General features: G+C 71.2%; 22 protein-coding genes and 1 pseudogene. 18 read left to right on the top strand and 5 right to left on the bottom strand.

Annotated elements, in window-relative coordinates; all coding sequences use genetic code 11:
- Positions 1-314 precede the first annotated feature (314 nt).
- Positions 315-968 (top strand): hypothetical protein, encoded by a 654-nt coding sequence (locus ETD86_RS04530; protein WP_138664812.1) that lies wholly within the window; start codon positions 315-317, stop codon positions 966-968.
- Positions 969-1033: 65 nt separating this feature from the next.
- Entirely contained in the window at positions 1034-2545 is a 1512-nt protein-coding gene (qcrB, locus tag ETD86_RS04525; protein WP_138664811.1) for a cytochrome bc1 complex cytochrome b subunit, read from the top strand.
- Positions 2546-2570: 25 nt separating this feature from the next.
- Here the strand turns inward: qcrB and ETD86_RS04520 are convergent, their stop codons facing one another.
- Positions 2571-2795 carry a hypothetical protein gene (locus ETD86_RS04520; RefSeq protein ID WP_138664810.1) on the bottom strand — a complete coding sequence of 75 codons (225 nt, stop codon included), beginning with the start codon at positions 2793-2795 and terminating at the stop codon, positions 2571-2573.
- Between the two features lie 85 nt (positions 2796-2880).
- On the opposite strand from ETD86_RS04520, the gene ETD86_RS04515 reads away from it, so the two are divergent.
- Positions 2881-4056, top strand: coding sequence for a L,D-transpeptidase (locus ETD86_RS04515; RefSeq protein ID WP_138664809.1), 1176 nt, complete (start codon positions 2881-2883; stop codon positions 4054-4056).
- A gap of 196 nt (positions 4057-4252) precedes the next feature.
- Here ETD86_RS04515 and ETD86_RS04510 read toward each other — a convergent pair whose 3' ends face one another.
- Both ETD86_RS04510 and ETD86_RS04505 read right to left on the bottom strand, forming a co-directional pair.
- A complete protein-coding gene (locus ETD86_RS04510; protein ID WP_138664808.1) occupies positions 4253-4918 on the bottom strand; it encodes a response regulator in 666 nt (221 codons plus the stop codon).
- On the bottom strand, positions 4915-6033 hold the full coding sequence (locus ETD86_RS04505; RefSeq protein WP_138664807.1) for a sensor histidine kinase: 1119 nt from the start codon (positions 6031-6033) through the stop codon (positions 4915-4917). Before ETD86_RS04505 ends, ETD86_RS04510 begins: the two co-directional genes overlap by 4 nt.
- A gap of 153 nt (positions 6034-6186) precedes the next feature.
- Here ETD86_RS04505 and ETD86_RS04500 point away from each other — a divergent pair, with 153 nt between their 5' ends.
- The 5 genes from ETD86_RS04500 to ETD86_RS04480 all read left to right on the top strand — a co-directional run bounded on the left by ETD86_RS04500 (position 6187) and on the right by ETD86_RS04480 (position 10613).
- Complete coding sequence (locus ETD86_RS04500) at positions 6187-6573, top strand: hypothetical protein (RefSeq protein ID WP_246147622.1); 387 nt, start codon at positions 6187-6189, stop codon at positions 6571-6573.
- Entirely contained in the window at positions 6570-8087 is a 1518-nt protein-coding gene (locus ETD86_RS04495; RefSeq protein ID WP_138664805.1) for a multicopper oxidase family protein, read from the top strand. The genes ETD86_RS04500 and ETD86_RS04495 overlap by 4 nt, the downstream gene beginning before the upstream one ends.
- Positions 8088-8242: 155 nt before the next feature.
- Positions 8243-9118 (top strand): fumarylacetoacetate hydrolase family protein, encoded by an 876-nt coding sequence (locus ETD86_RS04490; protein WP_138664804.1) that lies wholly within the window; start codon positions 8243-8245, stop codon positions 9116-9118.
- A 173-nt stretch (positions 9119-9291) separates the two neighbouring features.
- Complete coding sequence (locus ETD86_RS04485; RefSeq protein WP_138664803.1) at positions 9292-10326, top strand: hypothetical protein; 1035 nt, start codon at positions 9292-9294, stop codon at positions 10324-10326.
- A complete protein-coding gene (locus ETD86_RS04480) occupies positions 10323-10613 on the top strand; it encodes a hypothetical protein (protein ID WP_138664802.1) in 291 nt (96 codons plus the stop codon). The genes ETD86_RS04485 and ETD86_RS04480 overlap by 4 nt, the downstream gene beginning before the upstream one ends.
- Before the next feature lie 196 nt (positions 10614-10809).
- On the opposite strand, the gene ETD86_RS04475 is transcribed toward ETD86_RS04480, so the two are convergent.
- Positions 10810-11142: a putative quinol monooxygenase gene (locus tag ETD86_RS04475; RefSeq protein WP_138664801.1), complete on the bottom strand. Its 333-nt coding sequence runs from the start codon at positions 11140-11142 to the stop codon at positions 10810-10812.
- A 222-nt stretch (positions 11143-11364) separates the two neighbouring features.
- Between ETD86_RS04475 and ETD86_RS04470 the strand changes: the two genes are divergently transcribed.
- The 7 genes from ETD86_RS04470 to trpA all read left to right on the top strand — a co-directional run bounded on the left by ETD86_RS04470 (position 11365) and on the right by trpA (position 18130).
- Positions 11365-12378, top strand: a complete 1014-nt coding sequence (locus ETD86_RS04470) for an ABC transporter substrate-binding protein (RefSeq protein WP_246147621.1) — start codon at positions 11365-11367, stop codon at positions 12376-12378.
- Positions 12375-13181, top strand: a complete 807-nt coding sequence (locus ETD86_RS04465; RefSeq protein WP_138664800.1) for an ABC transporter ATP-binding protein — start codon at positions 12375-12377, stop codon at positions 13179-13181. The genes ETD86_RS04470 and ETD86_RS04465 overlap by 4 nt, the downstream gene beginning before the upstream one ends.
- A complete protein-coding gene (locus ETD86_RS04460; protein WP_211369820.1) occupies positions 13174-14133 on the top strand; it encodes an ABC transporter permease in 960 nt (319 codons plus the stop codon). The genes ETD86_RS04465 and ETD86_RS04460 overlap by 8 nt, the downstream gene beginning before the upstream one ends.
- Complete coding sequence (locus ETD86_RS04455) at positions 14130-15461, top strand: LLM class flavin-dependent oxidoreductase (protein WP_281286872.1); 1332 nt, start codon at positions 14130-14132, stop codon at positions 15459-15461. The genes ETD86_RS04460 and ETD86_RS04455 overlap by 4 nt, the downstream gene beginning before the upstream one ends.
- On the top strand, positions 15458-15979 hold the full coding sequence (locus tag ETD86_RS04450) for an NADPH-dependent FMN reductase (RefSeq protein WP_138664799.1): 522 nt from the start codon (positions 15458-15460) through the stop codon (positions 15977-15979). Before ETD86_RS04455 ends, ETD86_RS04450 begins: the two co-directional genes overlap by 4 nt.
- 112 nt (positions 15980-16091) lie before the next feature.
- Positions 16092-17330, top strand: coding sequence for a tryptophan synthase subunit beta (gene trpB / locus ETD86_RS04445; RefSeq protein WP_138664798.1), 1239 nt, complete (start codon positions 16092-16094; stop codon positions 17328-17330).
- Positions 17327-18130 carry a tryptophan synthase subunit alpha gene (trpA, locus tag ETD86_RS04440; protein ID WP_138664797.1) on the top strand — a complete coding sequence of 268 codons (804 nt, stop codon included), beginning with the start codon at positions 17327-17329 and terminating at the stop codon, positions 18128-18130. Before trpB ends, trpA begins: the two co-directional genes overlap by 4 nt.
- A 10-nt stretch (positions 18131-18140) precedes the next feature.
- On the opposite strand, the gene ETD86_RS04435 is transcribed toward trpA, so the two are convergent.
- Positions 18141-18935 carry a GntR family transcriptional regulator gene (locus ETD86_RS04435; protein ID WP_138664796.1) on the bottom strand — a complete coding sequence of 265 codons (795 nt, stop codon included), beginning with the start codon at positions 18933-18935 and terminating at the stop codon, positions 18141-18143.
- 109 nt (positions 18936-19044) lie between these two features.
- Here ETD86_RS04435 and ETD86_RS04430 point away from each other — a divergent pair, with 109 nt between their 5' ends.
- The 3 genes and pseudogenes from ETD86_RS04430 to ETD86_RS04420 form a co-directional block, all read left to right on the top strand.
- Positions 19045-20271 (top strand): endonuclease/exonuclease/phosphatase family protein, encoded by a 1227-nt coding sequence (locus tag ETD86_RS04430; RefSeq protein ID WP_425465613.1) that lies wholly within the window; start codon positions 19045-19047, stop codon positions 20269-20271.
- Positions 20272-20583: 312 nt separating this feature from the next.
- A complete protein-coding gene (locus tag ETD86_RS04425) occupies positions 20584-23487 on the top strand; it encodes a M36 family metallopeptidase (protein ID WP_246147619.1) in 2904 nt (967 codons plus the stop codon).
- 102 nt (positions 23488-23589) lie between these two features.
- Positions 23590-23890 (top strand): annotated as a pseudogene (locus ETD86_RS04420) (amidohydrolase family protein); the annotation flags it as partial.

The following is a 23890-nucleotide window of genomic DNA, read 5'->3' as shown; positions in this document are numbered from 1 at the left end:
CCGTGCCGTCCAGCACGATCTAGCACCGATGTTCATTTGTCCCCCTAGCGCACCGCCCCCGGTGCGACTGTGTCGGATGGTCGCGCTCGCACGGGGGCTCCGCTGGTCACGCGAGCTGCCGCTCTCCGCCCCCAGGCTCGCCGTTCCGCCGTGAACGCGGTCCCGGCTTTCGCCGGGACCGCCCCATATGAGTTCGACAACTGTCGTTCGTACCTGGTTCGTGGGAGACCGCTTTCCGGATGAATCGACTTGGCGGACGGCCGGACCGGCGCGTTGCTTGATCCGGCGTTCCCGGGCCGAGGATCATGCGGGGAATGGACTACTATCTGATCTCCACCTCGGCATACGACCGTTCACCGGCAGGAGTGCTGGTGGAGGAGTTCGTGCTCTGCGAGGACTTCACCGCGGCCGGCATCGACAGCGCCGAATGGGGATCGGAGACCGGTGAGTGGCTGGCGGCCCCGGAGGTGAGTCGCGCCATCCGGGCCAACGGCGCCCTGCGCAGTCGGGTGACGCCGGTGAGCCGGCAGGACGCCCGCGACGCCTACGCCTACCTCGGCGGGGGCGAGCTGCCGGAGGAGGACCGGCTGCGCGAGCACTTCCGGCGCCGCCAGCCCCTTCCCACGTCCTCGCCGCTGCACCTGGGCAGCGCGCCGGCCAAGGCGCGCCGCTACCGGATCCTGTTCGCCGGCGAGCTGGGTGCGGACGGGCTGGCCGCCGCGCAGGCGGCGCTGCGGCTTGAGCCGACCGGTGACGCGCGCGTGGTCGGCAAGGCGTCGGGCAGCGTGAGCGGCCACGGCTTCACGTGGGAGCTGCGCCGCATCGGGGCCGGCATCGCCTGGTGCGTGGACGTCACCGTACGACTGGGCGCGGGGCCGCTCGCCACGCTCGGCGCGCTGCTCCACCACCACCGGCAGGCCATCCGCGAGCAGGGCTTGATCCCGGTCACGGTTGAACGCTTCGCCTGAATGTCACATTTCGCCGCCCTACACCGTCATGGAGGTGAACGGACCACCGACCTGACGGGGTTGTGATGAAGGGCAGTTCACTGGCCAAGGCGCTGGACGACCGGATCGGCGGGGCCGCCTTCATGAAGAAGGCGATGCGCAAGGTCTTCCCCGACCACTGGACGTACTTACTCGGGGAGATCGCGCTGTACTCCTTCGTGGTCGTCCTGCTCACCGGCGTGTTCCTCACGTTCTTCTTCAAGCCGACGATGGAGGAGGTGCTCTACAACGGCGCGTACGTGCCGCTGCGCGGTGTGCGGATGAGCCAGGCGTACGCCTCCGCACTGGAGATCAGCTTCGAGGTGCGGGGCGGTCTGCTGATGCGGCAGATGCACCACTGGGCCACGCTCGTCTTCCTCGCCGCCATCGTCGCCCACCTGCTGCGGAACTTCTTCACCGGCGCGTTCCGCAAGCCTCGTGACCTGAACTGGCTGATCGGCGTGGTGCTGTTCGTGCTGGTGATGTTCAACGGGCTGTTCGGCTACTCGCTGCCCGACGACCTGCTGTCCGGCGCCGGGCTGCGGATCCTGCACGGGATCACGCTGTCGATCCCGCTGGTGGGGACGTATCTGGCGGCGTTCCTGTTCGGCGGGGAGTTTCCCGGCGATGACATCATCGCCCGGCTGTACAGCATTCACGTGCTGCTGATCCCCGGGTTGTTGCTGGTGCTCATCCCGCTGCACGCGGTGGTGCTGACCTGGCGGCAGACGCACACCCAGTTCCGCGCCAAGGGGCTCACGGACCGGGTGGTGCGGGGCGCGCCGTTCTTCCCGGCGTTCGTGGCCAAGACGACGGTGTTCTTCCTGTGGGTGCTCGGGGTGGTCGCGCTGCTCGCCACCGTGTTCCAGGTCAACCCGATCTGGCTGTACGGCCCGTACGTGCCGAGCACGGTCAGCGCGGGCTCGCAGCCGGACTGGTACATGGGTTTCATGGAGGGCGCACTGCGGATCATGCCGCCGTGGGAGTTCACCGTGTTCGGCTTCACGGTCACCATGAGCGTGCTGATCCCCGCGCTGGTGGCGCCGGGGCTGCTGTTCACCGGGCTGGCGCTGTACCCGTTCGCCGAGCGGTGGATCACCCGTGACAACGCCGTCCACCACCTGCTGGACCGGCCGCGCGAGGTGCCGAACCGGGTCGGCATCGGCGTCGCCGGGGTCGTCTTCTACGGCGTGTTGTGGATGGCCGGCGGCAACGACCTGATCGCCGCGACGTTCCACATCTCGCTGAACGCGACGACCTGGATCTTCCGTGTCGCGGTCGTGGCCGGGCCGGTGCTGGGCTTCGTGGTCGCCCGGCGCATCGCCCTGGGGCTGCGGGCCCGCGACCGGCACACCACCGCCCACGGCGTGGAGACGGGCGTGATCGTACGCGGCTCGGAGGGCGGGTTCGCCGAGGTCGAGCGGCCGGTCACCGAGGAGGAGACCGCGGTGCTCGTGCCACCGGCGCCACCGGCCCTGCCGCCCGCGCCGAACGGCGACGTCCCGCCTCCGGTCAGGCGCCGCGTCCGGGACGCCGCGCAACGCGCGTGGCGAGCCTGAAAGTCGCCGAGCCCGCGACGAATGATCAGGGGACCGGGACGGCAGGCACGGCGACCGGGCCGGTCAGCGGGTTGAGCACGTCCGCCTGGGACTGCCCGGTCAGCACGACCGCGAACCGCCACCCCGGCCCCGCGTGCCGAAGGTGCTCCTGGGCAGCGCGACCGTGATCGTCCGCGTGCTTCCGGAAGCCCGGACCGCCGCGCCCGCCTGGGCCGAGCCCGCGGCGGTCACCCACACCGGGGCCGGGCACGCGGCCGGCACCGGAGTGTCAAGCCCGCCATCTCGGGAAGAAAGTCCACCGGTGACCCATTTGTCAGGCACGGGAGGCATCAACGATGCGGAACGGCCGGACCATCGCGAGTGCCCTCGCCGCGGCAGCGCTCCTGATCGCCGGATGCACCTCCGGCGGCGGCACGTCGACGCCGGGCAAGCCCGCGGAGCAGGGGCCGGTGGCCAAGCTGGCGCTCACCCCTGCCGACGGCACGAAGAAGGTGCCTCCGGACACCGGGATCAGTGTCAAGGTCACCGACGGCAAGGTCACCAAACTGGCCGTCGCCGACGCCAAGGGCCGGGAGGTACGCGGCTCGGTGGCCGCGGACGGGACGTGGCGTCCCCGGTGGGCGTTACGGCCGTCGACGGCGTACACCGTCAGCGCGGAGGCGACGGGCACGGACGGCAAGCCGGTGGCGGCGCGGTCGACGTTCACCACGCTGAAGCCGAAACGCGTCCTGGCGAGCGGCATGTCGCCCCTGGACGGCGAGAAGGTCGGCGTCGGCATGCCCGTGCAGTTGCTGCTGTCCCAGCCGATCACCGCCAAGGAGGACCGTGCCAGGATCGAGCGGGCCCTCGTGGTGCGCATGTCCGAGCCGGTCGAGGGCGCCTGGAGCTGGGTGAGCGACCGGGAGGTGCAGTTCAGGCCGCGCGAGTACTGGCCGGTCGGCGAGAAGGTCACGGTGGAGGCGCACCTGACCGGCCTGCGCGCCGGTGAAGGGCTGTGGGGCACCAAGGACCGCAGCCTGACCTTCACCGTCGGGCCGGAGCACATCACCAAGGTCAGCAACAAGACCCACCGGGCGGTCGTCAGGGAGAACGGAGAGGTCGTCAAGACCATCCCGGTCAGCCTCGGCAGACCGGGCGACGACAGCTACTCCGGCGTCATGATCGCCCAGGAGAAGGCGGCGGACATCGTCATGGACTCGGCCACCATCGGCGAGCCCGGCGAGTACCGCATCCGCACCAAATGGAACGTCCGCATGACCTACAGCGGCACCTTCTTCCACGCGGCACCATGGTCGACCGGAGCCCAGGGCAGCCGTAACGTCAGCCACGGGTGCGTGAACGCCAGCCCGGAGAACGCCCGCTGGTTCTACGAGTTCACCCAGCGGGGCGACATCATCGAGGTGACGGGTACGTCGAGGAAACTGCAGTTCGGCAACGGGCCGACGCCGTGGGCCAAGTCCTGGGAGGACTGGCTCGCCGGCAGTGCGCTCGGCAAGCCCGTCAACGGCTGACCGGCCGGTGCGCGAGGGCAGGCGGATGGACGCAGACTGGGGAGATATCGTCGCCGGGCACGAAAGGCGTTGAGGGATCGCGTTGCATGCTGACGGAAGCGGACGGGGAGCTGTCCGGCTTCCCGCCGTCCTGCTGTGGATGCTGGTCTGGCTGCTGAACTTCTACGAGTTCCTGCTGGCCTTCTAACCCTGCCCGCTAACCCTGCCCGCCGGCAACCACCAGCCCGGACTCGTACGCGAACACGACCAGCTGCGCCCGGTCACGCACCCCCAGCTTCGTCATCGACCTGCTCACATGCGTCTTGGCGGTGGCCTCGCTGATCACCAGATGCGCGGCGATCTCCTCGTTCGACATGCCCCGTCCCACCAGGGCGACGATCTCCCGCTCCCGCCCGGTCAACCGCTCCGCCTCCGGCACGGGCGCCGGCCGCGGCGGCGTGCTGACGTACTCCTCGATGAGGCGGCGCGTCACCGACGGCGACAACAACGCGTCGCCCCGGGCGGCCACCCGCACCGACTGCAGCAGGTCGCCCGGCTCGATGTCCTTGAGCAGGAACCCGCTGGCCCCGGCCCGGAGCGCGGCGAAGACGTACTCGTCGAGCGCGTAGTTGGTGAGGATCACCACCCGCACCCCGTCCAGCTCCGGATCCGCGCCGATCCTGCGCGTGGCCTGGATGCCGTCGAGCAGCGGCATCCGCACGTCCAGCAGCGCCACGTCCGGCCGCAGCCGCCGGGCCAGCTCCACGGCCTGCGCCCCGTCGCCGGCCTCACCGACCACCGCGATGTCGTCGGTCAGCTCGAGCAGCGCCTTGAAACCGGCCCGGATGAGCGGCTGGTCGTCGGCCAGCAGGACGCTGATCACGACCGCACCGGAACGGGCAGCTCCGCGCGCACGCTGAAGCCGCCGTCCTCGCCCGGGCCGGCGGTCAGCGACCCGCCGACGGCGACCGCGCGCTCGCGCATCCCGATCAACCCCATTCCCGGACCTGCCGTGCCCGCCTCGCCGTCGTTGTCCACCCGCAGCGTGATCCCCGCCGGATCGTAGCCGACGGCCACCGCGACCGCCGCCGCGCCCGCGTGCCGCAGCACGTTCGTCAGCGCCTCCTGCACGATCCGGTACGCGGCCCGGTCGACCTCGGGCGGCGCCGCGTACGGGGCGCCGGAAACGGTGTACGACACCCGCAGCCCCGCCCCCTCGGCCCTGGACACCAGCCGCGGCAGCCCGGCGAGCCCGCCGTCGGGGGCGGCCTGGCGCAGCACGCCCAGCGTGGCACGCAGCTCGTTCATGGCCTCGTGCCCTGACTCCTTGATCGCCGCCAGCGCCTCGCGGGTCCGCGCCGGGTCCCGCTCCAGCAGCTCCATGGCCACCGCGGCCTGCACGTTCACCACGGAGATGCTGTGCGTGAGCGAGTCGTGCAGCTCCTGGGCGATCCACAGCCGTTCCTCGCCCGCCCGGCGCAGCGCCGCCTCCTCGCGGGTGCGCTCGGCCTCCTCCGCGCGCTCCTCCACGGCCCGCAGGTACGCCCGGCGGCCCCTGGCCACCTCGCCGACCACCACCATCGCCACCAGCCAGCCGCTCAGCAGCGTCATCCCGTCGCCGAGCGCCGGATCCTGGTCGGCCAGCGCCATGAGCCCGTACACCGCCACGGCCAGCGTCACCGCCAGCCAGATCGCCGCCTTGCGGCGGCCGAGCGAGGCGAGGGTGTAGACCGAGGCCAGCGCGGGCGCGGCGGCGAACACGCCGGGGTAGTGGGCGAAGTAGTAGGCGATCCCGGCCGCCGCCGCGACCAGCCCGGCGGCCAGCGGCGCCGCCCGCCGCCAGCTCAGCGACAGGGACGCGACGACGATCAGCGTCACCCCCGCCGGGTCGAGCGGCCGCTCGCCCGGGCCGGTCCACGACAGGTTCGCGTACGTGCCTCCCGTGATCGCCACCAGTGCGCCCGCCGCCACGAGCGCGTCGATCCTCCGGCTGTTCATGCTCACAAGGTAGGGGAGGCCGTCCACACCGGACGTCACCCCCCGGTCGTACGTTTCCGGGCGCGGGCACGCGCCATACCACCACGGGAGTACGCCCGAGTGCCCTCCGCCGGGCGACGCCGCCCCGGCGTGCGGGGTCGCACCATGGCGGCCATGACCTCATCAACCACCACCTCCTGGATCGTCTGGTCGCTCCGGGTGACGGCGACCGTGCACCTGGCCGGGGTGCTCGGGCAGGCGGCGCTGGCCGGGCTCTTCCTCACCGGCGACGTCGACCTGCTGACCTGGCACAGGAACAACGCGGGGTTCACGCACAGCGTGCTGTACCTGCAGCTCGTGGCCGCGATCCTGCTGTGGCGGCCGGGCCGGGGGCCGCTGTGGCCCGCCCTGGCCGGTCTCGGCCTCGTGGTGGCCGAGACCGTGCAGGTGGCGGCGGGGCAGGACCGGGTCATCGCGCTGCACTTCCCGCTGGGCATGGCGATCTTCGGGATGTCCGCCGTGTTCACCGCCTGGACCTGGCGCCGGGTGAGCACGTCATGAGGGCCGTCTCGCGGCGGGCGTTCCTCGGGATGCTCGGCGGAGCGGGGATGGCGGCCGCCGGATGCGGGGCACTCGCCGAGACCTCGGGGCAACTGCTCGCCAGCCGGTTGCCGCTGCCCCGGCCGTTCACGGTGCCGCTGCCGGTTCCCGAGGTCGCCCGGCCGGTGCGTCCTGGCCGGTACGAGGTGACGCAGCGGGTGGCGGCGGCCGAGATCATCCCGGGTACGACCACCGAGGTCTGGGGGTATGGCGGGACGTTCCCCGGGCCGACGTTCGAGCTGCGGCGCGGGGAGCGAGCCACGATCGCCGTCCGCAACGAGCTGCCCGTGCCGACCTCCACCCACTTGCACGGCGGCGTCAACCCGCAGGACTCCGACGGCTACCCGACGGACCTGGTCGTGCCCGCGAACTACGCCGCGGACCACCACGGTCACGGCGAGGCCCGGCCCGGCGGCCACGCCGCGGGGCGCCAGCACGCGGAGACCCGGCACCAGACCGTGAAGGACTACCACTACCCGCTGGACCAGCGGGCCGCCACGCTCTGGTACCACGATCACCGCATGGACCACACCGCGCCGCAGGTGTGGCGAGGGCTGGCCGGGATGGTGCTGGTGCGGGACGACGAGGAGGACGCGTTGCCGCTGCCTCGGGGGGAGCGTGAGCTGCCGCTGATGATCTGCGACCGGGCCTTCGACACGGACGGCTCCTTCCGCTACCCGGACCCGCACAGCGCCGGTTCCTTCGGGGGCGACTACATGGAGGGCGTCGAGGGCGACGTGATCCTCGTCAACGGCGCACCCTGGCCGGTGGCCGAGGTGACGGCCACCCGCCACCGCCTGCGGCTGCTGAACGCGTCCAACGCCCGCCGCTACCGGCTTCAGCTCGCCCCCGGCGGTCGCTTCGTCCAAATCGGCAGTGACGCCGGCCTCCTGGCCGTGCCCATCGCGCACGACACGATCCCGATCGCGCCGGGGGAGCGGTACGACGTGGTGGTCGACTTCTCCGCCTACCCCGTCGGCAGCACGGTCACCCTCGTCAACACCCTGGCCACCGGTTCGGCCGGAAACGTCATGCGGTTCCGCGTCACCCGGCGAGCCGCCGACGACAGCGCCGTGCCGCGGAGGCTGTCCCACCCTGAGGCCCGGCCGGCGGCGGTGGCCACCCGGACGTTCGACTTCCGCAGGACGGGGAACGCCTGGACGATCAACGGCCACTCGTACCGGCCCGGCGTCCCGCTGGCCCGGCCCCGCCTGGGCACGGCCGAGGTCTGGCGCCTCACCAGCGACTTCCACCATCCGGTGCACGTCCACCTGGCCCACTTCCAGGTGCTCGCCCGCAACGGCCGGCCGCCGGCCGCCACCGACGGCGGCTGGAAGGACACGGTGGACGTGCGCCCGTACGAGGTCGTGGACGTGCTCGCCCGCTTCCACGGCTACCGGGGCCGCTACATGCTGCACTGCCACAACCTCGAACACGAGGACATGGCGATGATGGCCGACTTCGAGGTGATCTGACCCGTAGACGCCGCATGCTCCGGCATCCGCCGGCCCGAACGCATGCGGGCCGTCGTGCGGGGCGAGCCGGCCTGCCCCCGAGGGGTGCGGAAAAGTGCCGTAGGGGAAACTGCTTCACAGACGTCTTCATCTGATGTTCGGAGCTAGGAGCAGCCATGCACATCGTACGGTTCGTCAGCCCCCTGACCGGCGCGGCCGCGGTCGGCGTCGATGACGGCGGACAGGTGGTGGAGCTGCCCGGGGTCACGACCGTCGGCGAATTGTTGCGGTTGTCGTCCGGGGAACTGCGCGAGCGGTGCGCCGGGGCGGACGGGACCCGGCACCCGTCGGGCTCGGTACGCAGGCTGGCGCCGGTGGACGGGGTGATGGAGGTCTGGGCGGCGGGCGTGACGTACCGGCGCTCGCGCGAGGCGCGGGTGCTGGAGAGCGAGCGGGCCGCCGACGTGTACGAGCTGGTCTACGATGCCGAGCGGCCCGAGCTGTTCTTCAAGTCGGCGGCGTGGAAGGTGTCCGGGGACGGCGGGCGCATCGCGGTGCGGGCCGACTCGGAGGTCGACGTCCCTGAGCCGGAGCTGGGGCTGGTGCTCAACACGGCCGGCGAGATCGTCGGCTACACGGTGGTCGACGACGTGAGCTCGCGGACCATCGAAGGGATCAACCCGCTCTACCTGCCGCAGGCCAAGATCTACCTGGGCGCGTGCGCGGTGGGGCCGGCGATCCGGCCCGCGTGGGAGGTCGCGGATCCGTACGCGCTGGACATCACGCTCACCATCGGCCGGGCAGGGGAGACGGTGTGGGACGGCAAGGCCTCCACGTCGCAGCTGCACCGCCGCCTGGACGACCTGGCCGGCTACCTGTACCGGGCCGACTCCTTCCCGGACGGCGCGGTGCTGGCCACCGGCACGTGCCTGGTCCCCGACCTGCCGTTCACGCTGCAGGACGGGGACACCGTGACCATCGGCATCTCCGAGATCGGCACCCTGACCACCACCGTCGTCAGGGGCCTGGACCGGATGACGGCTCAGACGTAGGCGATCACCGCCCCCACGGTGACCTCGCGCAGCTGATCTCCGCCGCGCCGACTCCGACGGCCCCTCTCGCCTCTCGCGTGATTCCGGTTGCTTATGGGAATGTCGAACGCATCTAGCCGCAACGCCCGGTGTGCTTGACTTCCGCCCTGTAACCACACCCTCTGGGAGGGTTCATGGGGGAGTTCGTGGGGATCGACCCCCGAGGCGCACATGAGCTGATCCGCCGGATGGAGGCGGGCAAACAGGCCCTGACCAGGACCCGGTCAGGACTCGACGCGGCCATCGCCGAGGCAGGCGAGGACTGGGCCGGCCGCCAGGGCACCGGAGCCATGCACCGCACCTGGTCCTTCTACGACGAGTCGCAGCAGGACCTGAAGTGGCGCATCGACACCATCGAGCAGCTGGTGCCGGTACGCGAGAAGGGCATGCTCACCGGGACCTTCCCGTTCGGCAGCGAGACCGAGGCCGTGTCGGCCGCCGTGACCGACGCGAACGAGCTCGCCGAGACGTTCCAGAACCACGACCGGTACCTGCCCGGCGACAACTGGCTCAGGAAGGCCGCCGGGCCGCTCAAGGGCAAGGTCGGCGACCCGGCCTACGCGGCCGCGCTGCTGGCCGGGCTCGGCGGCCCCGATGCGTTCGTGAAGATCTTCCGCGAGTGGATCGACACCCAGGCCGCCGGGCAACACCGAGGGCTCCAGCCCGAAGCGCTCGGACGAGCGGCCGCCTCCACCCCAGGACAGCTGGCCGCCGCCTTCGCCAGCGCCGAACGCACCGGGCGGCTCGGCGGCGAATGGTACGAGATGGTGGTTACCGCCCCGGCGGACGTCCTGACGACGCTGGTCGCGCTGGCCGGCCAATCCAGCACGTTCCTCAACCGGGTGGCCATCAACCTGCTGAACCGCCCGCAGGAGGCCGAACCCACGGACCCGGACTGGAACCTCCACAACCTCGCCCAGGCGTACACGGCCAACCCGGACGCGTTCCAGCAACTGCTGGCCGAGCACCCGAAGGAGTCCGGCGTCCTCCTGGACGCCGACACCGGCAACCCCGCCTACGAGACTGCACTGGCGGACGCGCTGCACAACGCGCTGAAGCCGGGCGCCGGGGCGGAGGGGTTGCGCGAGCGGGCGTGGTTCACCGTCATCCGCAGCAACACCGACCTGCCCGGAATCGAGGCGTTGAAGACAGGGAGTGCCAGGCCGTGACGACCAAACAGCAGCTGCTCAGGGACGCCGCCGCGAAGGAGGCGCTCGCGTCCGCCTTCACCAGGTACGCCAAAGGCCTGGTCGACGCTTTCGACGGCATCCCCGCGCGGCATGGGGAGTTCGAGGGCTTCTGGAGGGGCCCGTCTGTGGAGCGGTATCTCTCGCACGCCGTCCGGCTCCGGCGCGAGATGGGCGAGCTCGAGGATTCCTGCCTCGCCACCGCCGACAACCTCCGCCGCCGGGCCAGGCAACTCCGCCAGGACGCCGCCGACCTGACGAGCCAGTGAGCGCCCACGCGAGCCCGCCGACGTGCGTCAGGAGTACCGCGACGCCATCACCGGCCGCCGTGGCAACTACCTGGTCTGGCCCAACGGCCGCTACCCAGGCTCGGCCGCCGGCGGTGTGCGGGCGGACTCCGGCGGGGCCGGTGCCCGCCGGCCCCGGCCCGATCAGCCTCTTCACCTACGGCAACGTCCGCGTGGACTAACCCCGCGGCGGCACGGCCAGCTCGCCGAGCTCCGACCAGCCGTCCTGCGGCACTGTGGCGTTGACGATGCGCGGCGTCTCCGCCAGGTAGTCCGGCAGCGTGCGCTGGGCCTGCTTGAAGTGGTCCGACCGCACGTGCGCGGCCCCGGCCGTGTCGTCGCGGAACGCCTCGACCAGGACGTACTCGTTCGGGTCCTCGATGCTGCGCGACCAGTCGAACCACAGGCAGCCGGGCTCGGCGCGGGTCGCCTCGGTGAACTCGGCGGAGATCTGCGGCCAGCGGTCGGCGTGCTCGGGCAGGATGCGGAACTTGGCGGTAATGAAGATCATCGGCCCTCCATAGATCGATACGAGGAGCCTAGCGAGGGGGATTTCCATGTATGTCATGTAGGAAATGTTGACTTTGTCTTTCGAGATCCGTAGCGTCGTACGTATGAGCGGCCTCTACCTGACCCGGCGCCCGCACGTGGACTTCGGCCACGTCGCCAGCGCGCAGTGTCGCTGATCACGCACCTCAGGCAGACCCCCTTCCCTCCCCCAGAGGAACTCATCGTGATCAAGCTCAGACATGCCCTCATGGCCGCGCTGCTCCCCGCCGTCCTGGCCGGTTGCGGCGGCGCCGAGGCGAAATCCGCGGACTCAGAGGTGAAGGTGCTGCGCTACCAGGGCAGCGCCGGCAACGTCACCTACCCCGAGTTGGCCGAGGAGCTCGGCTTTCTCGGCGACGTCAAGCTGAAGTGGGTGGGCAACACCACCTCGGGACCCCAGGACATCCAGTCCGCGGCCACCGGCCAGACCGACTTCGGCGGCGCCTTCGACGGCGCCATCATCAAGCTCAAGGCGGCCAGGGCCCCGATCAAGGCGGTGATCGGCTACTACGGCTCCGACAAGGACAGCTTCAACGGCTATTACGTCAACGAGAACAGCCCCATCAAGACCGCCCGCGACCTCATTGGCAAAAAGATCGGCGTCAACACGCTCGGCGCGCACCACGAGGCCGTCATCAAGGAGTATCTCAAGCGCGAGGGGCTGACGCCCGAGGAGATCAAGCAGGTCCAGCTCGTGGTGATCCCGCCGGTCAACACCGAGCAGGCCCTCCGGCAGGGTCAGCTCGACGTCGGCACGCTCGGCGGCGTGCTCAAGGACAAGGCGCTCGAGCGCGGCGGGCTGCGGCCGCTGTTCACCGACGTGGGCCTGCTCGGCCCGTTCACCGCGGGAGCCACCGTCCTGCGCGAGGACTTCATCGCCGAGAACCCGACCACCACCAAGACCTTCGTGAGCGGCTTCGCCATGGCCATCGAATGGGCGCAGACGCACTCCCGCGAGGAGGTCATCGCCACGTTCGAGCAGATCATCGCCAAGCGCGGCCGCAACGAGACCGCCGACACCGTGAAGTTCTGGAAGAGCACCGGCATCGCCGGCAAGGGCGGCGTCATCGCCGAGAAGGAGTTCCAGACCTGGATCGACTGGCTGCAGCGCGAAGGCGAGATCAAGCCCGGCCAGGTCAAGGCGGCCGACCTCTACACCAACGAGTTCAACCCTTACGCCGGCGGGAGCGGATCATGAGCAGAATCGGCATCAGGAACGTCACCAAGACCTTCCCCGTCAGGGACGCCGGCGAGCCGTTCACCGCGCTGTCCGGCGTGGACCTCGACGTACGCGAGGGTGAGTTCCTCACGCTCGTGGGCCCCAGCGGCTGCGGCAAGTCCACGCTCCTCGACCTGGTCGCCGGGCTGACACCGCCGACGGCAGGGGAGATCGTCATCGACGGCGCGCCCGTCACGGGCCCCGGGCTCGACCGGGGGATCGTCTTCCAGCAGTACGCCCTGTTCCCCTGGCGCACCGCCCAGGCCAACGTCGAGTTCGGACTGGAGGCCAAGGCCGCGCCACGGAAGGAGCGGGCCCGGCGGGCACGTGAGCATCTCGCGCTCGTCGGCCTGACCGGGTTCGAGGACCGCTACCCGCACGAGTTGTCCGGCGGCATGCGGCAGCGGGTGGCCATCGCCCGCAGCCTCGCCTTCGACCCGGACGTGCTGCTGATGGACGAGCCATTCGCCGCGCTGGACGCGCAGACCCGCGAGTCCCTGCAGGAAGAGCTGCTCCGTGTCTGGCAGCACACCGGCAAGACGGTCATCTTCATCACGCACGGCATCGACGAGGCCGTCTACCTGGGGGAGCGGGTCGCGGTGATGACCTCCAGGCCCGGCCGGATCAAGGAGGTCGTGGAGATCGCGTTCGACTCGCGCGAGGGTGACCTGCGGGCCGACCCGGTCTTCGGCGAGTACCGCCACCACGTGTGGAAGCTGCTGCGCGACGAGGTGGCGGCGGCGCAGGTCCAGGAGCGAGAGGTGGCGATCTCCCATGGCTGACACCCGCCAGGAGACGCCGCCCGGCGACCTCCACTGGTACGACCTGCCCGACGACGAAGCACACGAGGACACGGCCGGTCCGGAGGCACAGGACGACACGGCCGGTCCGGAGACACACGACGACACGGCCGGTCCGGAGACACGCGAGGACACGGCCGGCCCGCAGACGCAACGTGCGGCTCGGGCGGTGAGCTGGGGGCGCGCGGCCCGGCGGGCCGCCGTCAACTCGGCGGCCATCCTGCTCCTCCTGGCCGCCTGGGAGGTCCTGCCCAGGCTCGGCGTGCTGGACCGCGTCTTCGTCCCCCCGCTCTCCGAGAGCCTCGTCGCCGGGTACGACCTCCTGATCAGCGGCCAACTCCCCGAGCACCTGCAGGCCTCCCTGGCCCGCTCCCTGGCCGGCTTCGGCCTGGCCATCGTGCTGGCCATCCCGCTCGGCCTGCTGATCGGCTGGTACCGCCCGGTCGCCGACTTCCTGACCCCGCTGCTCGAGCTCTTCCGCAACACCTCGGCGGTGGCGCTGCTGCCGGTGTTCACGCTGATCCTCGGCATCGGCGAGACCACGAAGATCACCTTCGTCCTGTACGCGTGCTCGTGGCCGATCCTGCTCAACACCATCAGCGGCGTGAAGACCGTCGAACCCCTGCTCATCAAGTCGGCCAGGTCCATGGGCCTCGGCCCGGTCCGCCTGTTCCAGAAGGTGATCCTGCCCGCCGCCGTGCCCACGATCTTCACCGGCGTGCGGCTGGCGGGCGCGTACTCGATCCTCGTGCTGCTGTTCGCCGAGATGGTCGGCGCCAAGGCCGGGCTCGGCTACCTCATCCTGGACACCCAGTCCAGCTTCCGCATCCCCGACATGTACGCCGGCATCATCACGATCTCCGTGCTCGGCCTGCTGTTCAACCTGCTCCTGGTCGCCGTCGAGCGCCGCTTCTCCACCTGGAGGACAACGTGACGAGAAAGCTCCACCTCAACGCCTTCCTCATGGGCGTGGGCCACCACGAGGCGGCCTGGCGGCACCCGCGCACCGAGCCGGCCCGGCTCACCGACGTACGCCACTACCAGGATCTGGCCAGGATCGCCGAGCGCGGCAAGCTCGACTCGGTCTTCCTCGCCGACGGCGTGGCCCTGCACGGCAACGTCGCACACAACGCGCTGGGCGGGCTCGAGCCGCTGACGTTGTTGTCGGCCCTGGCCGCGGTCACCGACCACATCGGCCTCATCGCGACCGTGTCGACGACGTACAACGAGCCCTTCCACGTGGCACGCAAGTTCGCCTCGCTCGACCACATCAGCGGCGGCCGGGCCGGCTGGAACATCGTCACCTCGGCCGGCGAGGCCGAGGCCGGCAACTTCGGCGTCGAGCGGCCCGCGCACGCCGCCCGCTACGCCAGGGCCACCGAGTTCCTGGAGGTCGTGCGGAAGTTGTGGGACAGCTGGGAGGACGACGCGATCCTGGGCGACCGCGTCCGCGGCCACTATGCCGACATCGGCAAGATCCATGCGATCGAGCACGCGGGCGAGCACTTCGCGGTGCGCGGCCCGCTCAACACCTCCCGCTCGCCTCAAGGCCACCCGCTCCTGGTGCAGGCCGGGTCGTCGGAGGACGGCAAGGAGTTCGCCGCCCGCTACGCCGAGGCCGTCTTCACCGCGCAGCAGACGCTCGCCGAGGGGCAGGAGTTCTACGCCGACCTGAAGGGCCGCCTGGCCGGGTACGGCCGCCGGCCGGACGAGCTGCTGGTCCTGCCGGGGATCTCGCCGATCATCGGCTCGACCGAGCGGGAGGCGCTGCGGCTGGAGAAGGAGCTGGAGGACCTCATCATCCCCGCGTACGGGCTGGCGCAGCTGTCCCACATGACCGGCATCGACCTGACCGAGGACGCGCTGGACGAACCGCTGCCCGACGTGCCGGTCGAGACGGAGGGCGCCCAGAGCCGCCGCAAGCTGGTCGTGGACCTGGCCAGGCGCGAGCGCCTCACGGTCAGGCAGCTGCTCGGCCGCCTGGCCGGCGGGCGCGGTCACCGCGTCGTCGCCGGCACCCCCGAGCAGATCGCCGACCAGATCCAGGAGTGGTTCCTCGACGGCGCGGCCGACGGATTCAACATCATGCCGCCGATCCTGCCCGCCGGCCTGTCCGACTTCGTGGACCACGTGGTGCCCGAACTGCAGACGAGAGGGTTGTTCAGGCACGAGTACGAGGGCCGCACGCTCCGCGACAACTACGGCCTGGCCCGGCCCGCGTCCCAGTACGCCGCGCGGCAGGAACTGGTGGTGGCCGGATGAGCATCGTCACGCTGGTCGGCAACCCCCGGGAGGGCTCCAGGACGCGGACCGTCGCGGTCGCGGCCGCGGAGGCGATCGCCGCGCGGATCGGCACGGCCGGTCCTCACGAGGTGGTGGACCTGTCCGCACTAGGCCCGCAGCTGCTCGCGCCCGGTGCGTCCCCCGGGGTGGAGGTGGCGCTGGAGCTGGTGGCCGAGTCGAGCGTGCTCGTGGTGGCCGGCCCCACGTACAAGGGCACCTACACCGGGCTGCTCAAGTCCTTCCTCGACCGGCTGCCGGCGGACGCGCTGGCCGGCAAGGCGGCGCTGCCGCTGCTGGTCATGGGGGATCCCAAGCACGCGCTGGCGGTCGAGGTGCACCTGCGGCCACTGCTGGTGGAGCTCGGCGCCACCGTGCCCACCCCGGGGCTGGCGGTGCTCGAAGCGCAACTCCCGCACCTGGACGAGGTCCTGGCGGCCTGGGCCGACCGGGTCGCCCCGCAGGTGGCCGCGGTGCTGGGGGAGCGGGCGTTGTCGTAGTACGTCAACGGTGGCCGCCACGGGCGGCCACCGTTGACGCGCCGGAGTTCGCACGGCTAGCCTCGAAGTAGCTGTTCTAGAAGACTAGAACTGAACGAGAGGGGAGCCGACGATGCACGCACAAGCCGCGCGGACACCGCTCACCGGGCGGACCGGGCCGTATTTCGGCAGGTTCGGCGGCCGGTTCATCCCGGAAGCGCTGGTGGCCGCCCTGGAGGAGCTGGATGCCGCGTACCGGGACGCGCTGGCGGAACCGGAGTTCATGGGGCGGCTCGACGAGCTGCACCGCACGTACGTGGGCCGACCGAGCCTCATCACCGAGGCCCCGCGGTTCGCTCGGCACGCCGGCGGCCGAGCTCCGGCGCGCATCCTGCTCAAGCGCGAGGACCTCAACCACACCGGATCCCATAAGATCAACAACGCGATCGGCCAGGCGCTGCTCACCCTGCGCATGGGCAAGACCCGCGTCATCGCCGAGACGGGCGCGGGCCAGCACGGCGTGGCCACCGCCACGGCCGCCGCGCTGCTCGGCCTGGACGCCGTGGTCTACATGGGCGAGGTCGACATGAGGCGCCAGGCGCTCAACGTGGTCAGGATGCGGCTACTCGGCGCCGAGGTGATCCCCGTGACGTCGGGCTCGCGCACGCTCAAGGACGCCATGAACGAGGCCATGCGCGACTGGGTGACCAACGTCGAGAACACCCATTACCTGATCGGCTCGGCGGCCGGGCCGCATCCGTTCCCGACGATGGTGCGCGAGCTCCAGCAGGTCATCGGGGTGGAGGCGCGCCGGCAGACGCTGGCGCTGGCCGGGCGGCTGCCCGACGTCGTGTGCGCCTGCGTCGGGGGCGGCTCCAACGCGATCGGGATCTTCCACGCCTTCCTCGACGACCCGGAGGTGGAGCTGGTGGGGCTGGAGGCCGGGGGCGACGGGGTCGAGACCGGGCGGCACGCGGCGTCCGTCTCCGGCGGTGGCCTCGGCATCCTGCACGGGACCCGGACGTTCGTGTTGCAGGACGCGCACGGGCAGACCGTGGAGAGCCACTCGATCTCCGCGGGGCTCGACTATCCGGGGGTCGGGCCGCAACACGCCTGGCTGCACGACATCGGCCGGGCGCGGTACGCGTCGGTGCCGGACGCGGAGGCCATGGAGGCGTTCGCGCTGCTGTGCCGTACCGAGGGGATCATCCCGGCCATCGAGAGCGCGCACGCGCTGGCCGGCGCGATCCGGGAGGGCCGGCGGCTGGGACCGGACGGGATCGTGCTCGTCAACCTGTCCGGCCGCGGCGACAAGGACGTGGACACGGCGGCCCGCTACTTCGGCCTGCTGGGGGAGGGGAGCGGCGAATGAGCGCCCGGGCGACCATCGAACGAGCCAAGAGCGAGGGGCGGGCCGCGCTCATCGGGTACCTGCCGGTCGGCTTTCCCGACGTCGCGACGTCGGTGGCGGCGATGCGGGCCATGGTGGCCGGCGGCGTTGACGTCCTGGAGGTGGGCCTGCCGTACTCCGACCCGCTCATGGACGGCCCGCTCATCCAGCGGGCCACCGAGGCGGCGCTCGTCGGCGGCGCCACCCCGGCGGACGGGTTCACCGCGGTACGGGAGGCCGGGGCGCCGGCGCTCGTCATGACGTACTGGACGCTCGTCGACCGCTACGGGGTCGCGCGGTTCGCGGCGGATCTGGCCGCCGCGGGCGGCGCCGGCATGATCACCCCGGACCTCATCCCCGACGAGGCCGCCGGCTGGCACGCGGCGGCCGACGAACACGGGCTCGACCGCGTGCACCTCGTGGCGCCGACCTCCACGCCGGAGCGGCTGGCGCTGGCCGCCCGGTCCTCGCGCGGCTTCCTGTACGCGGCCTCCCTCATGGGGGTGACCGGCGAGCGGGACCTGGTGAGCACGACCGCGAAGGACCTGGTCGCTCGGACCAAGGAGGTCACGGATCTGCCCGTGTGCGTGGGGCTCGGCGTGGGCACCGGCGCGCAGGCCGCCGAGGTCGCGGGCTTCGCCGACGGCGTGATCGTCGGCTCGGCCTTCGTCCGCGCGCTCATGGACGCCCCGGACCGGGCGTCCGGTCTGGCCGCGGTCGAGGCGGTGGCCAGGGAACTCGCGGCCGGTGTGCGAAAGGCCGCAAGCGTCGCGGCCACGTGAACGGGTCGTCTCAGGCGTCGAGGCGCAGCGAGACGGCCGGTTCCCGCACCTGGCGCCGGGTGGTGAACACGATCTGGGCGGCGCACATGACGGCCCGGTCCGCCAGCACCGCCCGGTCCACCGCGTCATAGGTGACCCGGGTGCTCATGAGCGCCGCATCGCCCACCGGCCGCCGCAGCAGCGCGGCCTGCTCCTCCGACAACACGACCGGCCTGATCGCCTCGGTGGCCCAGGCCGGCGACACCCCGCACCGCTCCTCGATCAGCCGGTAGAGCGGGGTGCGCTCCAGCTCGCCGCCCCCGGCCTCCCCGCCCAGGTCGAGCGGCGTGTACGACACCTGGTGGATCACGGGGGAGCCGTCCACGACCCGCAGCCGTTCGATGACCGTGACCTCGGCGTCAGTGCCCAGCCCCAGCTCCGCCCGCACCGCCGCCGGCGGCAGGGCACGGCGCGTGCCGAGCAGCACCGTCCGCAGGTCGATCCCCTGTCCGGCGAGATCCTCGGCCAGGCTGCCCAGGCTGTTCATCTGGTAGGGGATCACGTTCCCCGCCACGAACGTGCCGAGCCCCTGCCGCTGCTCGATGCGCCCCTCCGCGCTCAGCCGCTGCAACGCCTGCCGCACGGTCATCAGGCTGACCCCGTAATAGTCGCTCAGCTCCCGCTGCGCGGGCAGCGGCTCACCGGGCGCGAACGCGCCACCGTCGATCTGGGCGAGCAGATCACGGTAGATGGCCTGATATTTCGGCTCGCCCCCCTGCGACCCGGTGAGGCGCGGCCGCGGTTTTCCCTGAGGGAACGTCGGCATGTCTTACTCCTGGCTGACCGTAGAAGTCTATCTTCGCGCACTGGCGCGGCCTCATAGGAGATGCCATGATCCGGTCCACCGGGCCAGCCCCTCAGCGAGGTGAAAGATCGTGATATTCCGTCGAGTCCTGTCCGTCGCCGCCGCCGCGGCAGCGCTCCTGCCCTTGGCGCCGGGCACGGCCGAGGCCGCGAGCCGCACCGCCCGGTTCGCCACCTTCAACGCCTCGCTCAACCGCAACGTCGAAGGCCAGCTCGTCAGCGACCTTTCCACGCCGGACAACACGCAGGTGAAGGTCATCGCCGAGATCATCCAGCGGGCCCGACCCGACGTCCTGCTCATCAACGAGTTCGACTACGACGCCGCCGGCGCGGCCATCCGCCTCTTCCAGGACAACTACCTGTCGATCGGGCAGGGCGGCGCGCGGCCGATCACCTACCGGTACCGGTACACCGCTCCCAGCAACACCGGCATCGCCTCCGGCTTCGACCTGAACAACAACGGCTCCGTCGTGACCACGCCCGGCGCGCCCGGCTACGGCGACGACGCGTTCGGCTTCGGGGCCTTCCCGGGGCAGTTCGGCATGGCGGTCTACTCGAGGTATCCGATCGACCTGAGCGGCGTGCGCACGTTCCAGAAGTTCCTGTGGAAGGACATGCCCGGCGCCGTCCTCCCCGACGACCCGGCGACGCCCGAGCCAGCCGACTGGTACTCGCCGGAGGAGCTCCAGGTGTTCCGCCTGTCCTCCAAGAGTCACTGGGACCTGCCGGTCCGCGTCGGCCACCGTACCGTGCACTTCCTGGTCAGCCACCCGACGCCGCCCACCTTCGACGGGGCCGAGGACCGCAACGGCCGCCGCAACCACGACGAGATCAGGCTCTGGGCCGACTACACGCACCCGGGCCGCGGCGGCTACATCTACGACGACCGCGGCCGGCGCGGCGGCCTCCGGCCCGGCGAGCCCTTCGTGATCGCCGGCGACCAGAACGCCGATCCCCACGACGGCGACAGCTACCAGGACGCCATCCACCAGCTGCTCGACCACCCGGCGATCGACGGCGGGTTCGCGCCGTCGAGCGGGGGCGCAACGGAGGCCGCCGCGCTGCAGGGCGGCGCGAACGCCACCCACAAGGGCGACCCCAAATACGACACCGCCGACTTCGCCGACACCGCGCCCGGGAACCTCCGCGCCGACTACGTGCTGCCGGCCAAACGGCTGCGGGTGGCGGGCGGTGGCGTCTTCTGGCCGGTGTCGAGTGACCCGCTGTCCCGCCTGACCGGCGTCTTCCCGTTCCCCAGCTCCGACCACCGCCTGGTGTGGCTGGACGTCAGGCAGTAGGGGCCGTGAATATTCGCTGTCGCCTCACGAGCAAGATTTCTGTGCTCGTTACGCGCTGCTCCCGCTGGAGCATCCTGAGGCGGGTGCGCTCATCGACGCGCGCAGGCCGGCGCTGGTCGACTGTTTCGAGCGCGCGCTCGGCAAGGCACCCGCATTCCACGTAAGGGATGGTCGCTGAGAACGACTCTTCGTGTCCGCCGAGGCGCCGGCCGCCGGTCCGCACACAGATCTTGTCAGACAGTCAATGCGGTGCTACCTCTTGCGAGTGCGCGTGATCCGCGCACCCCGGGACACGCAGGAGGGAACCAAACCGTGTCATCGAAGTCCTGGTTACGTAGCAGCACCCTCATCGTCGTCGCGTTAGTCGCATCCGCCCTGGCCCCCACCGGGGCCGCCCAAGGCGAACCCGGCAAATCGAACATCGTCCACGACTTCCAGGCCGAAGAGCACGGCAAGCCGGACGTGGACAATCGGCAGGGCCAGGTGCCGCCCCCCGCCGGCGCCAATGCCCGCAGGGCGGGCCCCGCCGCGGAGATCCGCTGGAACGCTCTCGGCACCCCGGCCGCCGTCGTCAGCTCCGAACCCCTGGCCGAAGGCCTCGGCTCCGACCCCGAGCAGGCCGCACGCGCCTACCTCAAGAACAACGAGAGCATCTTCGGCCTGCCGGCCGAGGCCGTCGACGCGCTGGAGCGGGTCGCGGTCAACCCCATCGGCGCAGGCCACGCCGTGCTGCTGCGGCAGCGTTTCGGGGACCTGCCGGCCGGTGTGGACGGGCTCGTCGCGGTCGGCGTCGTCGACGGCACGATCAGGCACGTCACATCCACCTTGTCACGTGCCACGCAGGCGCCCCCGGCCGCCGCGATCACCGCGCAGCAGGCGATGGAGATCGCGGCCAGGGACGGCGGCATCGACCTGGCCACGGCGGCCACCAAGCAGGCGACCCCGGTGGCGGTGCCCGCGCCCGACGGCGTGCACAGTGCGTACCAGGTCGTGCTGATCGGCGGCGGGAACGGCGAGGCGGCGGCGTACACGACGCACGTGGACGCGGTCAGCGGCGCCATCCTCGTCCGGGAGAACCTGGTCGACCACCACCAGGACCCGGACAACCCGCACTGGGAGGCGTTCCCGGCGAACCCGCGTGACGACTACTCCTCCGTCGACACCCGGCAGACCTGGTGCCACCTGCCCGACCCCGGCTGTGACTACGTGGCCGGCGGCGACCCGGCGACCGGCAAGGCGTGGGACGTCGACCACGTCACCGGCGAGCCGACGAACACCAGCCTCGGCAACGCGGCCAGGACGTTCGAGAACCGGGCGAGCGGCGATCCGTTCACCGTCGGCACCCGCCCGAACGTGATCACGCCGAGCAGGAACTACACGTTCCCGTGGCGCAACACCTGGTACGAGGCCAAGTGCAACCCCGCGGTGCTGGACCAGGAAGGCGAGGCCGACCTCGAGGCCGCGATCGCCAACCTGAACGCCATGCACAACCGCATGCACGACTGGTCGTACCGGCTCGGCTTCACCGAGACCGCCTGGAACATGCAGTCGGACAACGGCGACCGGGGCGGGCTCGGCAACGACCCCGAGCAGGGCAACGCCCAGGCGGGCGCGCGGGTGTTGTCGGTACGCGACAACGCCAACCAGATCACCGGCCCTGACGGGGTCGCGCCGATCACCAACATGTACCTGTGGCAGCCGATCGCCGGCGCCTTCTACGCGCCGTGCGTCGACGGCGACTATGACATGTCGGTCATCGGCCACGAATACACCCACGCGATCTCCGGCCGCATGATCGCCGGCCCGAACGCCGGGTGGAGCGGCGCGCAGGCCGGCGCCATGAACGAGAGCACCTCCGACCTGTTCGCGATGGAGTACCTCTTCGAGTACGGCTTCCGGCCCGCGGGCGTGACGCCGTACGTGACCGGCGGCTACGTGACGGGCGACAAGGTCCGCGGCATCAGGAACTACGACATGTCGAAGTCGCCGCTCAACTACAGCGACGTCGCCTACGACATCGTCGGCCAGCAGGTGCACGCCGACGGCGAGATCTGGTCGGCCACCCAGTTCGACGTGCGCGCCGCCTTCATCAAGCGGTACGGCGACGGCACGTCCAAGCAGCAGCGCTCGTGCGCGGACGGTCAGACGCCCGTGGAGAAGTGCCCGGGCAACCGGCGCTGGGCGCAGGTGTCGTTCGACGCCCTGCTGCTGATGGCCTCGGGCGCGGTCAGCTACGTCGATCACCGTGATGCGCTGCTCGCCGCCGACGCGATGCGCTTCGGCGGCAAGAACCACGACATCATGTGGCGCGCGTTCGCCGAGCACGGCCTGGGCAAGGGCGCGGCCAGCACCGGACCGAACGACGCCGACCCGACGCCGAGCTTCGTCAACCCGGTCGGCAAGAACGGCTCGCTGCAGCTCAAGCCGCTGGGCGAGGCCAAGGACGCGGCGCTGCGGCTGTACGTCGGCGACTACGAGGGGCGTGTGGTCCCGGTCGCCGACACCGACCCGGCCACCCCGCTCGCCGACACGGTCGAGATGACGCCCGGCATCTACGACTTCGTGGTCGCGGGCAACGGCTTCGGCCACCGCCGGCTGAAGTTCGCGGTGCTCCCCGGTGTGAAGCTGCCCCTGCCACTGGCGCTGCCGCGTAACCACGCCTCGGCGGCGAGCGGCGCCGCGGCCTCGGGCGACGGCGTCAACCAGGCCAAGCTGATCGACGAGACCGAGGCCACGAACTGGGCCTCGCTCACCGGCGCCCCGGCCGGCAAGTCGGTGGTCGTGGACCTGGCGGGCGACACGCCCGTCAAGATCCGCCGAGTGCAGGTCAGCTCCATGCTCCGTCCCAACATCAACGACCCCGCCGACCCCGGCGGCCAGAACCGCTTCTCCTCCCTGCGTGCCTTCGAGGTGCTGGCCTGCGCGTCGGGCTGCGCCGATCCGGCGAACTACACGAAGATCTACACCAGCCCCGCGGACGCGTTCCACACGACGCTGCCGCGGCCCAGGGGCGCGGACATGATCTTCAAGTCGTTCGACGTCCGGACCGCGAGTGCCACGCACCTGATGCTCCGTGTGCTCAGCACGCAGTGCACGGGCAACCCGCTGTACGCGGGTGAGCAGGACGACGATCCGAACTCCGCGACGGACTGCGCCACGGCCAGCCCGCAGCGGGACCAGGTCAGGGCGGCCGAGTTCCAGGCGTTCTCGTACTGATCCGTTCGTGAGGAGGGCACGGGCCGCGGGGTCCGTGCCCTCCTTCTTGCTCCTAATAGTTAGATGTCGTACTATCAGGTATAGAACTAGATGGGAGCGACAATGCGTACCTTGATCCGTAATGTTCGTGTTTTCGACGGCGAGCGGACCGTGCCGCAGGCGGACGTCCTCATTGACGGCGGCCGCATCGCGGAGGTCACCGCCGGGCCGGTGGACGTGGAGGTGGACGGCGCCGGCAAGACCCTGCTGCCCGGCCTGATCGACGCGCACGCGCACGCGTGGGACGGCGACCTGGAGGAGGCGCTGAAGTTCGGCGTCACCACCGAGCTCGACATGAACAACCTGCCGCCCATCCTGGCCGAGCAACGCCGGCAGGCCGCCGAGCGGGACGACGTGGCCGACC

The sequence above is a fragment of the Nonomuraea turkmeniaca genome, assembly GCF_005889735.1.
Classification (GTDB): domain Bacteria; phylum Actinomycetota; class Actinomycetes; order Streptosporangiales; family Streptosporangiaceae; genus Nonomuraea; species Nonomuraea turkmeniaca.
This window is presented reverse-complemented; position numbering and strand designations above follow the sequence as displayed.